Genomic DNA, 10,694 nt, shown 5'->3' on the forward strand with positions numbered 1-10,694 from the left:
CGGCCTACGCCCAGGACCGCGAGCTGCTCGGGCGGCTGGGGGCGCTGAACGCCAGCGGCGCGTTGAGTGCCCATGGCCAGGCGATGGCCGAATTGCCGACCCATCCGCGCATTGCCCACCTGCTGCTGCGCGGCCAGGCCCTCGGCCTTGGCGAACTGGCTTGCGACGTAGCGGCGCTGCTCGGCGAACGTGACATACAGCGTGGCGGCGGCGCCGACCTGCACAGCCGTCTCGCCCTGCTCGCCGGTGAGGCCCGCACTGGCGCCTCGCGCGGCGCGGTACAGCGCGCCCGGCAACTGGCCCGGCAGTTCCGCGGTTACCTGCGCGGCGCCGCCAGCGAGGCGGTCGTCGATCCCGGTCATCCGCGTTGGCTGGGTTGCCTGCTGGCCTTTGCCTATCCCGACCGCATCGCTCGCCAGCGCCGCGCCGGTGGCGGCGACTACCGGCTGGCCAATGGACGCGCTGCGCAGTTCGGCGAACCGGACAGCCTGATGAAGCAGCCCTGGCTGGTGATCGCCGATCTGGGCAGCCGCCAGGGCCAGCGCGAAGAGCGGATCTACCTGGCCGCCGAACTCGATCCGAGGTTGTTCGATACGGTCCTGGCGGAGCAGGTCAGCCAGCGCGACGAGCTGCAGTGGGACGAGCGCGAAGGCGTGCTGCGCGCCGAGCGCCAGCGCCGGGTCGGCGAACTGGTGCTGTCCAGCGAGGCGCTACCCGGCCTCGACGAAGCGGCGCGCAGCCAGGCGCTGCTCGGCCTGGTCCGGCGCAAGGGCCTGGAGTTGTTGCCCTGGACCCCGGAACTGCGCCAGTGGCAGGCGCGCATCGGCTTGCTGCGCCGGCTGGACCTGGAAGACAAGGGTGAGAGCGAGTGGCCGGACGTCAGCGACGCCGCGTTGCTGGAACGGCTGGAGGAATGGTTGCCGGCCTATCTCGGCAAGGTCACCCGCCTGGCTCACTTCGCCAACCTCGACCTGGCTTCGATCCTCGCCGGGCTGTTGCCCTGGCCATTACCGCAGCGTCTCGACGAGTGGGCACCGAAAACCCTGGAAGTCCCCTCCGGCTCGCGCATCCGCCTGGACTACAGCGAAACCCCGCCGATCCTCGCGGTGCGCCTGCAGGAACTGTTCGGCCTCGGCGACACTCCGCGCATCGCCCAGGGCCGCCTGGCAGTGAAGCTGCACCTGCTGTCTCCCGCGCATCGCCCGGTGCAGGTGACCCAGGACCTGGCGAACTTCTGGCGCAGCACCTATGCGGAAGTCAGGAAGGACCTGAAGGGACGCTATCCGAAGCATTATTGGCCGGACGACCCGCTGGTGGCCGAGGCCACTGCCCGGGCCAAGCCACGCAAGTAGTCGACGGCGCTCAGAGCACCCGGGTCAGGTCGTCGTCGAGGAAGTGCCGGAAACTCAGGCGCTGGCCGTCGGCGAAGTCGAAGTGGCTGTCCAGGGTCGGGCCGTTGAGGACGAACTCCAGGGCCAGCAGGCGCACACCGACCAGGCCGCGCTGCCGGCCGAGGTCGTGCAGGCGGTACTCGCCCGGGCCTTCGTCGTTCTCGCAGGGCCGCGGCGCTTCGCCGCTGCGCCAGAACACCGTCTCGCCCTCGAAGTAGAGGCGATACCAGCGTTGCTCGAACTGCAGGTAGACCACGTTCACCGGATCGGCCGGACGGCCTTCCCACCACCATTCCTGGATCAGCAGCGACTGGCAGACCTGTCCGCGCAGGGCGGGCTGTTCGCCGTTGATCGTGCAGCAGGGGATGGCGGTATGCATCGGGCTCCTCCTCCGGGGTCGGTTCACAGCAGGGACAGGTCGGCGCCGTCGCTCCGCAACTGGTCGTAGGCCTGGTCTAGGCGGTCGCGCAGCGCTTCGGCGCCGGGAATGTGGCGCGAGACGATCATCCGCAGCGGCAGGCGGTACAGTTCCTGGCTTGCCAACGCCTGGCGGCTGGCCGCTTCCACCGGCGCCTGGTAGTCGAGCAGGTAGTCGCCGCGCCCGAGTTCGAGCATGCGCAAGGCAGCGTGGTGGGTGCCGGTGCGGTACAGGCGCAGGTGCAGGTTGGGGTCCTGGATGAAGTCGGTGACCGGTTTCCAGTAGCTGTAGCCGCTGATCAGGATCAGCCGGCGTCCGGCCAGGTCCTGGGGAACCCGCGGTGCCGGCTGGTGCGCCGGGTAGTACAGGTTCAGGCTGACGTGGCCGAGCACGCGCCGCGCCTGGAGGGTGTCGGCGGCCAGCTCCGGCTTGGCCGCGCCGGCCCACAGCGCCACTCTGCCGTCCTGCAGCCCCAGGTACAGGCGCGCGCTGGGCAGGGCACGGAACGCCGGACGATAGCCGGCCCGCTCCAGCAGCAGGCGGACCAGGCGGGCGCCGGAACCGGCGGCGTGGCCATCCCGGGCGGTATAGATGTAGGGGGGGAATTCGTAGTAGCCGACGTTCAACGACGGCCTTGCGTCCTGCGCATGGAGCTGCGGGGCGGCCAGCAGGGCGAACGCCAGCAGCGCGAGCAGGGGCGTTGTGGTGCGTAGGGGCATGGTGTGCGGCCTTGCCGTTTTTTGTTGTTATGAATGGGGGCGAAGCATGCGGCGCGCCGGGCCGCTTGTCCAGCCCGGCGCGCGCCCGGTCAATGGGGCAGCAGGAAGCGCGCGGCGAGCGGCAGGTGGTTGGAGATCTGCAGCGTATCGCTGCGCCGGACCCGGGCATCGAGACGGGTCAGCGAGGGGCTGTGGAACAGGTAGTCGAGGGTCCGATCCGGCCCCTGGACCCGTGGGTCGTTGGGGAAGTGCGTGTACCAGCGAACCTGGTCGACGCCACTGGCCTCTTCCAGCGACGGCACCATCGGGAAGCGCCCGCTCAGGATGGCCAGTTCGCTGTCTTCCCGGTAGGGCGCGCGCAGCGGCGCCAGCAGGTAGGGATACTGGCCGGGCGGCAGCAGGTTGAGGTCGCCGCCGAGCAGCCAGGGCGTGCGCCTGGCCTGCAGTTCGTCGAGCAGCGTACGGGTGGTCTCGACCTGGCGCTCGAGGGTGTCGTCGTTCGCCTGCGGGCGGTCGAAGCGGGCGTTGAGCACTGCCAGCTCGCCGCCGCCGTCGATCGGCAGGTGGCTGACCAGGATCGCCGGGCGCGGTCCGAACAGGCGGTCGAACAGCCCGCCGTCGCGTGGCGGCAACTGGCGCCGCTCGGCGCTATCGATGCGATAGCGGCTCAGGGTGGCCTGCTTGCGGCCGACGCTGCCGAAGATGTGCGGCGTCGGCACGAAGGCCGACTTCCACTCGTAGGCCTGGGCGCTGCAATGGTAGAGATCGTTGATGCGCTCCTGGATCAGCGCCAGTTGGTCCTGATCGTCGGTGGCGCTGGAGCCGTCGTCGATCTCCTGGAGCAGGACCAGGTCCGGCTGCTCGTCGCGGATCACCCGGACCACCTCGTCGAGGGTGAACGCCAGGTCTTCGGCGGTGGGGCGCTGGTCCGGGCCGGTGGCATCCGGCAGGTCGTCCCAGAAGACGTAGCGCTTGCCGGCCAGGTACTGGATGTTCCAGGTCATCACCTTCAGGGCCTGCCCCGGCTTCAGCGCCGGCGCGGCGCCCTGGCAATGCAGGGGCGCGGCTTCGCGATCGGCGGGTTGCCAGCTCAGCAGGTAGCTGGCGAGCAGGGCACCGCCGACCAGCAGGAGCAGGCCGACGAACAGCAGGTTGCGTAGACGGGGCAGTGACATCGCAATCGAGACTATGCTGGAAAGGACCAGAGCATAGAGCTTGCCGCCGCGCATTTCACCCTTGCCGGTCGAATTGACGCAAGGGTTCGCGTTTTTTCGAGCGGGAGGGTATCGCATGCCGCGCAAGGTATTCAGCAGCCAGGCCTACCGCCACAAGGTGGTGCTGGTCAGTGGTGGTTGTTCCGGCATCGGTCGCGCGCTGGCGCTGCGTTTCGCCCGGGCCGGTGCGCGACTGGCGATCCTCGACCTCGACCAGGCGGCGCTGGACAGCCTGGTCCAGCACCTGCGCGACCACCTCGGCGGCGAGGCGCTCGGCCTGCGCTGCGACGTCGCCGACGCCGATGCGGTGGAGCGTGCCGTGGCGCTGGCGGTGGAGCGCTTCGGCGGCATCGACGTGCTGGTCAACAACGCCGGCATCACCCACCGCGGTACCTTCGCCGAAACCGGCCTGGGGGTTTTCCGCAAGGTCATGGCGGTGAACTTCTTCGGCGCCGTGCATTGCACCCGCGCGGCGCTGCCGAGCCTGCTCGAACGGCGCGGGCAGATCGTCGTGCTCGGTTCGCTGACCGGTTTCGCCCCGTTGCTCTACCGCAGCGCCTACAACGCCAGCAAGCATGCCTTGCACGGTCTGTTCGATACCCTGCGGATGGAGCTGGAAGGCACCGGCGTCAGCGTGACCCTGGCCTGCCCGGGATTCACCGCCACCGACCTGCGCAAGAACGCGCTGGTCGGCGATGGCTCGGTGACTCGCCAGCCGGTGCAAGTGCTGGGCAGCCAGGTGGCATCGCCGGTGGAGGTCGCCGAGGCGATCTTCCAGGGCGCCGCGCGGCGCCGGCGCCTGCTGGTGCTGTCCAACGTCAACTGGCGGGCGCGGCTGCTGGCGCGCTTCTTTCCGCGTCTCTTCGAAAAGCTGCTGGTGCCGCGCCTGTCGGGACTCAAGCCGCAACCCTGACGGCGCTCAGTGGGCGTGGTCGTGGGCGTCGAAGCCCTGGCTCATGTCCCAGTAGGAGGCCTCGACCTTGTGCCCGTCGAGGTCGCGGATGAAACACCCGTAGTAGGGCTCGCCGTAAAGCGGACGCGGGCCCGGCGCGCCCTCGTCGTCTGCGCCGGCGGCCAGGGCCGCGGCGTGGAAGGCGTCGACCTGGGCCTTGCTGTCGGCGAAGAAGCCGACGTGGCTGCCGTTGCCGACGCTGGCGGGACGGCCGTCGATCGGCGCCTGCACCCAGAACTCCGGATAGAGCTTGCCGTAGGCTACGGCGCCGGGGTATTCGAGGATCACCTTGCAGCCTAGGGCGGCCATCACCGTGTCGTAGAAGGCTCGGGCACGGGGAAAGTCGTTGGTGCCGATGGACAGGTGGGAAATGCAGCTGGGGTTGGCCGATTCGTCGCTCATGGTCCGTTCCTCGAGGCAGGGCTCGTCAAGCATAGGCCAGCGCGGCGAATCGGCGCGCGGCGCCGTTCACATCCCGTTGCGTGGCGCCGGACCGAGGCTGTAGATGCGGAAGGCGACGATGGTCAACAGCAGCTGGAAGAACCCGCTGAGCGTATGCAGGGCGACCCGCAGCACGACGGCGTCGCCGGCCGAATCGGCGAGCCAGGCTTCCAGGCTCCAGACCGGCAGCAGGATCACCAGCGAACAGGCGAGGATCAGGAAGAATCGCCCACGGGTGAACTCGAAGCTTTCCCGCAGCGCCTGCAGCGGACTACGGCCGCGCAGCACCAGGCAGAATTCGGCGAAGGCCAGCTTCACCATGACGAAGATGCCCGGCAGGATCAGCAGCGACAGGCCGAGCACGATCAGCAGCGAAGTCAGCGCCGCGAGTAGCGCGAAGGCTGGCCACAGGCGCAGCGCGGCGCTCCACAGCTGGCCGACGCGAGGCCGCTCGTCGCGCCCGCGCGCGTCCATGAACAGGATCAGGGCTGCGGTGTAGAGCGGGTAGAAGAGCAGTCCGGCGACCAGGCTCCAGGCGCCCATCTGCTGGGGGCCGACGGCCTCGTCGATCTGCTGCTGGAGCAGGCTTTCGAGGAATATCCAGGGCAGGCAGAGCGGCACCAGGGTGGTCAGGTGGCGGGTGAAGAAGAACCAGGCGTCACGCAGCGGCAGCAGAGGATTCATCGCGGGTCGGCAGATCGGATACGAGCCCGCGACTCTAACCCAGCCGGCCGCCGAGGCCAACGCCTGGCGGCCGCCGTTGCCGTTCAGGCCGCTTCGCGAGCCTGGGCCTGCTCCAGTTCGCGGACCAGCGGCAACACGTGCTTGCCGAAATACTCCACTTCTTCGTGGAAGTGCAGGAAGGCCGACAGCACCAGGTCGACCCCGGCCGCCTTCAGCGCGACGATACGTTCGGCGATCTGCCGTGGCGTGCCGATCAGGTTGGTCTTGAAGCCGTCGTTGTATTGCACCAGGTCTTCGAAGGTGGATTTGGCCCAGTTGCCATCGCCCTCCGGCGATGCCTTGCCGGCCTGTTTCACCGCGTCGCCGAAGGCGTTCACCGCCTCGTAGTCGGCCTTGGCGATGATCTCGTCGAGCACCGCCCGCGCTTCCTCCTCAGTGTCGCGGGCAATGATGAAGGCGTTCACTCCGACCTTGACCGAATGGCCGTTGGCCGCCGCCTTGGCGCGGATGTCCTCGACCTGGGCGCGGATGCCGTCGATGCTGTTGCCGTTGGTGAAGTACCAGTCGGACACGCGCGAGGCCATGTCCCGCGCCGCCCGCGAGCTGCCGCCCTGGAAGATTTCCGGGTGCGGCTGCTGGATCGGCTTGGGTTTCAGGGTGTAGTCGTGGAAACGATAGAAATCGCCCTTGAAGGTGAAGTTTTCCTCGGTCCAGATGCCTTTCAGCACGCGGATGAACTCCTCGGAGCGCCGATAGCGTTCGTCGTGCTCCAGCCAGGGTTCGCCGATGCCGGTGAACTCTCCCTTGAACCAGCCGCTGACGATGTTCACCGCGACCCGGCCATTGGTCAGTTGGTCGATCGTCGCCAGTTGCTTGGCCACCACCGCAGGATGCCAGGGGCCAGGCAGGATCGCCGCGATCACCTTGAGCTTCTCGGTGGCCGCCAGCAGGGCGTGGCTGATGGCCACCGACTCGTGCTGGTACTCGGCGCCGTAGCCGGCGGTGAAGCGGATCTGCGAGAGGGCGTAGTCGAAGCCGTTGCGTTCCGCCAACTGGGCCAGCTTGCGGTTGTAGTCGATGTCCCAGCTGGTGCGTTGCTCGATCTTGCTCACCACCAGGCCGCCGCTGACGTTGGGGACCCAGTAGGCGAAGCGGATCGGCTGTTGCTCTTGGCTCATCGGGGGTATCTCCGGGTAGGGGCGTGGTCCGGTGTCTATGAAGGAACCGTGCCATCCCGGATTCATGTTTTCGAATCAATGGCTTATGGGGGATATGGCGGAACCGGCATGTCTTCTGCCGGACAGCCCTGTTGTCCCGCTGTTGCCCGGCAGACAGTCAGGCCGGCAAGCGCTGCAACAGTTCGGCGGCGCGCAGTACCACGGCGTACTCGCCGTGCAGGTTGGCCAACGCCATCGCATGTACCTCGTCGGCGCTGCGCGGGGTGCCATGGAAATCGGGCTTGGCGAAGGTGAAGCAGGCGTCGGCCACTACCCAGGTCTGGAAGCCGAGGTTGCCGGCGCTGCGTGCGCTGGCTTCCACCGAGTTCTCCGTGGCTACCCCGACGAGCGCCACCTGGCGGATGTCGCGGACATGGAGCCAGCGTTGCAGGCCGCTGTTGATGAAGGCGTCGGGAACGTTCTTCTCGAACACCGCCTCGTCGTCGCGCGGCGCCAGCGCTGGCTGGAACTCCACGCCGGGCTGGCCGGGCGCGAAGGGCGAGCCGGGCTGCCGGGAAATGTGCCGGACGTGCACCACCGGCCAGCCGGCGGCGCGCCAGGCGGCAAGCAGTTCGACGATGCGCGCCTCGGCGCCGGGATTGTTGCGCGGCGGCAGGTCGTCGCGCTGCATGCCGCGTTGCAGGTCGACGATCAGCAGGGCGACCTGGGGCCGTGCGGAGCGCTGGGCGTGGTCATTCATCGGGAATTCACCGGAGGAACTTGAGATCGTGCAGGGTGCTCCAATATTTCCCTTTGGTGCAATCCATCCTTCCTTCTCGAAATGCAGTCGAGGCGTGCGATGAAATCCGATGAGAAAACCCTGATCGACGGCCTGTTCAGCCGCCTGCGCGAGGCCGAGGGGCAGTCCGCTCCGCGTGACGCCGAGGCCGAGGCGCAGATCAACCAGCACCTGGTGCGGCAGCCGGCGGCGCCGTACTACATGGCGCAGGTGGTGCTGATCCAGGAAGCCGCGCTGAAGCGCCTCGACCAACGGGTGAAGGAACTCGAGGCGCAGGTCGCCCAGTTGCAGCAGAGCCGTCCGAGCAGCGGCGGCTTCCTCTCCGGCCTGTTCGGTGGCGGCGCGCGCGACGAGCCGGCGCCGAGCCAACCGGGGCGCCCGGCGGGCTGGGGCGAGACGCGTTTCTCCAATCCGGCGGCGGGGGCCGGCGACATGCGTCCGGGTATGGCGCCCGCCGCGGCGGCCGCGCCTTCGCGGGCCAGCGGTTTTCTCGGCGGCGCGTTGCAGACGGCCGCCGGGGTCGCTGGCGGGATGCTGGTGGCCGACCTGCTCACCGGCATGTTCCGCCACAGCCAACCGCAGGAAATCGTCGAGGTGATCCAGGACGTCCCGGTGGATAACCTCGACGCCAGTCAGTTTGCCGATCCCGAGCCGGCGACCGAGCGTTTCGCCGATAGCGACTATCCCACCGACGGCGGTTTCGCCGATGGCGATTTCAGCGATAGCGACTTCAACGACGACTCCAGCTTCCTCGGCGACGACGATTTGTTCACCTGACCGTTAGGGTTGCGGGCCGTGGGCTGCGATAATGGTGGCCCACTGCCGTCGTTCCGGAGTTCCCCTTGAGTCGTCCCGAGTCGCCCGCGGCGAAGAAGATCGCTGTCTTCGCCGATGTGCAGAACCTCTACTACACCGTGCGCCAGGCCTACGGCTGCCATCTCAACTACGCCGCCCTGTGGGCAGACATCGCTCGCGGCGGGAGCATCGTCGAGGCCTATGCCTACGCCATCGACCGCGGCGACCCGCGTCAGCAGCAGTTCCAGCAGATTCTGCGCAACCTCGGTTTCACGGTGAAGCTGAAGCCCTACATCCAGCGTGCCGACGGCTCGGCCAAGGGTGACTGGGATGTCGGCATCACCATCGACGTACTGGATGCCGCGCCGCGGGTGGACGAAGTGGTGCTGCTGTCCGGTGACGGCGACTTCGATCTGCTGCTGGAGAAGGTCATCCGCGCCCACGGCGTCGTGGCTACGGCCTACGGGGTGCCTGGCCTGACCGCCAACGCGCTGATCCGCGCGGCGTCGCGCTACGTGCCGATCGAGGGCGGATTGCTACTCAAGGGCTGACCGGCCGCGCTCCAGAGGACGATGGGAGACGGCGAATCCGCTAGAATGCCGTCCGTTTCCTTTTTTCCGAGTCGCTCATGACGTTCGCTTCCCTCGGTCTGCTCGACCCCCTGCTCAAGGCCCTCGAAGGGCTCGGCCACGGCACGCCTACGCCGATCCAGGTCCAGGCCATACCCCCGGCGCTCAAGGGCCGCGACCTGCTCGCCGCAGCACAGACCGGCACCGGCAAGACCGCCGGTTTCGCCCTGCCGTTGCTGCAGCGGCTGACCCTGGAGGGGCCGCAGGTCGCTGCCAACTCGGTGCGCGCACTGGTCCTGGTTCCGACCCGCGAACTGGCCGAGCAGGTCCACGCCAGTATTCGCGACTACGGCCAGCACCTGCCGCTGCGTACCGCGGTGGCCTACGGTGGGGTCAGCATCAACCCGCAGATGATGAAGCTGCGCAAGGGGGTGGATATCCTCGTCGCCACTCCCGGGCGGCTGCTCGACCTGTATCGGCAGAACGCAGTGAAGTTCGCCCAGCTCCAGGCGCTGGTGCTGGACGAAGGCGATCGCATGCTCGACCTCGGTTTCGCCCGCGAGTTGGACGAGCTGTTCGCCGCGCTGCCGCGCAAGCGCCAGACCCTGCTGTTTTCCGCGACCTTCTCCGACGCCATCCGCACGCTGGCCCGTGAACTGCTGCGCGACCCGCTGTCCATCGAGGTCAGTCCGCGCAATACCGCGGCGAAGAGCGTCAGGCAATGGCTGGTGCCGGTGGACAAGAAGCGCAAGGCCGAGCTGTTCTGCCACCTGTTGCAGGCCAATCGCTGGCGCCAGGCGCTGGTCTTCGCCAAGACCCGCAAGAGCGTCGAGGAACTGGTCGGACTGTTGCAGCGCCAGGGTATCGCCGCCGACTCGATCCATGGCGACAAGCCGCAGCCGGCGCGGCTGCGCGCCTTGCAGCGGTTCAAGGCCGGCGAGGTAGACCTGCTGGTAGCCACCGACGTGGCCGCGCGTGGCCTGGATATCGAGGAAATGCCGCTGGTGGTCAACTTCGACCTGCCGATCGTCGTCGAGGACTACGTGCATCGCATCGGCCGTACCGGCCGTGCCGGTGCCTCCGGCCAGGCGGTGTCGCTGGTCTGCGCCGACGAAGTGGAGCTGCTGGCGGCGATCGAGACACTGATCGGGCAGACCCTGCAGCGCCGCGAGGAGCCCGACTTCGCGCCGGAACACCGGGTGCCGCAGACCGCGCCGGGCGGCGTGGTGCTGAAGAAACCGAAGAAGCCGAAGAAACCCAAGGCTGCGGAGAGCGCCGGCAAGCCCGGCAAGATCCACTTGGGCAGTTGGTTCGACAGCAGCGCGCCGACGGTCAAGGCGGTGCGCAAGGCGCCGGGCTTCGGCGCGGGCGCGGCGGGCAAGCCGAAGAAGCGGCCATCCGGCAAATAGCGAGGCGCTGGCGTACTGGCCTCTAGCCCCTGCCGCGCAACCAGGCCAGCGCGCCGAGTCCGGCTACGCGCCCGCTGGCGAAGCAGGCGGTCAACAGGTAGCCGCCGGTGGGCGCCTCCCAGTCGAGCATTTCCCCGGCGCAGAAC

Annotated in this window: 12 protein-coding genes and 1 pseudogene; 5 read left to right on the forward strand and 8 right to left on the reverse strand. The window is 68.4% G+C overall.

Going from position 1 to position 10,694, the window contains the following annotated elements; translation table 11 throughout:
* Positions 1-1,352: ATP-dependent helicase HrpB (gene hrpB, locus FFS27_RS20680; RefSeq protein ID WP_137952178.1), on the forward strand; the 1,352-nt coding region annotated here is incomplete at its 5' end.
* A 10-nt stretch (positions 1,353-1,362) separates the two neighbouring features.
* Here the strand turns inward: hrpB and FFS27_RS20685 are convergent.
* The 3 genes from FFS27_RS20685 to FFS27_RS20695 all read right to left on the reverse strand — a co-directional run bounded on the left by FFS27_RS20685 (position 1,363) and on the right by FFS27_RS20695 (position 3,757).
* Complete coding sequence (locus FFS27_RS20685; protein ID WP_003093113.1) at positions 1,363-1,770, reverse strand: hypothetical protein; 408 nt, start codon at positions 1,768-1,770, stop codon at positions 1,363-1,365.
* Positions 1,771-1,793: 23 nt separating this feature from the next.
* Positions 1,794-2,528 carry a substrate-binding periplasmic protein gene (locus tag FFS27_RS20690; protein ID WP_023100824.1) on the reverse strand — a complete coding sequence of 245 codons (735 nt, stop codon included), beginning with the start codon at positions 2,526-2,528 and terminating at the stop codon, positions 1,794-1,796.
* Between the two features lie 89 nt (positions 2,529-2,617).
* A complete protein-coding gene (locus tag FFS27_RS20695; RefSeq protein ID WP_003106827.1) occupies positions 2,618-3,757 on the reverse strand; it encodes an endonuclease/exonuclease/phosphatase family protein in 1,140 nt (379 codons plus the stop codon).
* Between the two features lie 61 nt (positions 3,758-3,818).
* Here FFS27_RS20695 and FFS27_RS20700 point away from each other — a divergent pair, with 61 nt between their 5' ends.
* On the forward strand, positions 3,819-4,655 hold the full coding sequence (locus FFS27_RS20700; RefSeq protein WP_003106828.1) for an SDR family oxidoreductase: 837 nt from the start codon (positions 3,819-3,821) through the stop codon (positions 4,653-4,655).
* A 6-nt stretch (positions 4,656-4,661) separates the two neighbouring features.
* Here FFS27_RS20700 and FFS27_RS20705 read toward each other — a convergent pair whose 3' ends face one another.
* The 4 genes from FFS27_RS20705 to FFS27_RS20720 form a co-directional block, all read right to left on the reverse strand.
* Positions 4,662-5,096 carry a VOC family protein gene (locus tag FFS27_RS20705; RefSeq protein WP_023100825.1) on the reverse strand — a complete coding sequence of 145 codons (435 nt, stop codon included), beginning with the start codon at positions 5,094-5,096 and terminating at the stop codon, positions 4,662-4,664.
* Between the two features lie 66 nt (positions 5,097-5,162).
* Complete coding sequence (locus tag FFS27_RS20710) at positions 5,163-5,819, reverse strand: hypothetical protein (protein ID WP_003093108.1); 657 nt, start codon at positions 5,817-5,819, stop codon at positions 5,163-5,165.
* Positions 5,820-5,902: 83 nt separating this feature from the next.
* A complete protein-coding gene (gene sfnG, locus FFS27_RS20715; protein ID WP_003093107.1) occupies positions 5,903-6,997 on the reverse strand; it encodes a dimethylsulfone monooxygenase SfnG in 1,095 nt (364 codons plus the stop codon).
* A 157-nt stretch (positions 6,998-7,154) separates the two neighbouring features.
* Entirely contained in the window at positions 7,155-7,736 is a 582-nt protein-coding gene (locus tag FFS27_RS20720; protein ID WP_003110389.1) for a cysteine hydrolase family protein, read from the reverse strand.
* 99 nt (positions 7,737-7,835) lie between these two features.
* Here FFS27_RS20720 and FFS27_RS20725 point away from each other — a divergent pair, with 99 nt between their 5' ends.
* From FFS27_RS20725 to FFS27_RS20735, 3 genes are all read left to right on the forward strand, one after another.
* Entirely contained in the window at positions 7,836-8,552 is a 717-nt protein-coding gene (locus FFS27_RS20725; protein WP_023100826.1) for a DUF2076 domain-containing protein, read from the forward strand.
* Between the two features lie 65 nt (positions 8,553-8,617).
* Positions 8,618-9,121 carry a LabA-like NYN domain-containing protein gene (locus tag FFS27_RS20730; RefSeq protein WP_003093104.1) on the forward strand — a complete coding sequence of 168 codons (504 nt, stop codon included), beginning with the start codon at positions 8,618-8,620 and terminating at the stop codon, positions 9,119-9,121.
* A gap of 77 nt (positions 9,122-9,198) precedes the next feature.
* On the forward strand, positions 9,199-10,548 hold the full coding sequence (locus FFS27_RS20735) for a DEAD/DEAH box helicase (RefSeq protein WP_021265248.1): 1,350 nt from the start codon (positions 9,199-9,201) through the stop codon (positions 10,546-10,548).
* A 22-nt stretch (positions 10,549-10,570) separates the two neighbouring features.
* Here the strand turns inward: FFS27_RS20735 and FFS27_RS20740 are convergent.
* Positions 10,571-10,694, reverse strand: a pseudogene (locus FFS27_RS20740) (NAD(P)/FAD-dependent oxidoreductase); the annotation flags it as partial.

Origin of the sequence: Pseudomonas sp. 2VD (assembly GCF_005503585.1) — a bacterium.
Taxonomy (GTDB): domain Bacteria; phylum Pseudomonadota; class Gammaproteobacteria; order Pseudomonadales; family Pseudomonadaceae; genus Pseudomonas; species Pseudomonas aeruginosa.

Bases quoted from the DNA above. Each gene is read 5' to 3' on its own strand.
- FFS27_RS20685 (WP_003093113.1), bottom strand. From the start codon at position 1,770: ATGCATACCGCCATCCCCTGCTGCACGATCAACGGCGAACAGCCCGCC.
- FFS27_RS20690 (WP_023100824.1), bottom strand. From the start codon at position 2,528: ATGCCCCTACGCACCACAACGCCCCTGCTCGCGCTGCTGGCGTTCGCC.
- FFS27_RS20695 (WP_003106827.1), bottom strand. From the start codon at position 3,757: ATGCGCGGCGGCAAGCTCTATGCTCTGGTCCTTTCCAGCATAGTCTCG.
- FFS27_RS20700 (WP_003106828.1), top strand. From the start codon at position 3,819: ATGCCGCGCAAGGTATTCAGCAGCCAGGCCTACCGCCACAAGGTGGTG.
- FFS27_RS20705 (WP_023100825.1), bottom strand. From the start codon at position 5,096: ATGAGCGACGAATCGGCCAACCCCAGCTGCATTTCCCACCTGTCCATC.
- FFS27_RS20710 (WP_003093108.1), bottom strand. From the start codon at position 5,819: ATGAATCCTCTGCTGCCGCTGCGTGACGCCTGGTTCTTCTTCACCCGC.
- sfnG (WP_003093107.1), bottom strand. From the start codon at position 6,997: ATGAGCCAAGAGCAACAGCCGATCCGCTTCGCCTACTGGGTCCCCAAC.
- FFS27_RS20720 (WP_003110389.1), bottom strand. From the start codon at position 7,736: ATGAATGACCACGCCCAGCGCTCCGCACGGCCCCAGGTCGCCCTGCTG.
- FFS27_RS20725 (WP_023100826.1), top strand. From the start codon at position 7,836: ATGAAATCCGATGAGAAAACCCTGATCGACGGCCTGTTCAGCCGCCTG.
- FFS27_RS20735 (WP_021265248.1), top strand. From the start codon at position 9,199: ATGACGTTCGCTTCCCTCGGTCTGCTCGACCCCCTGCTCAAGGCCCTC.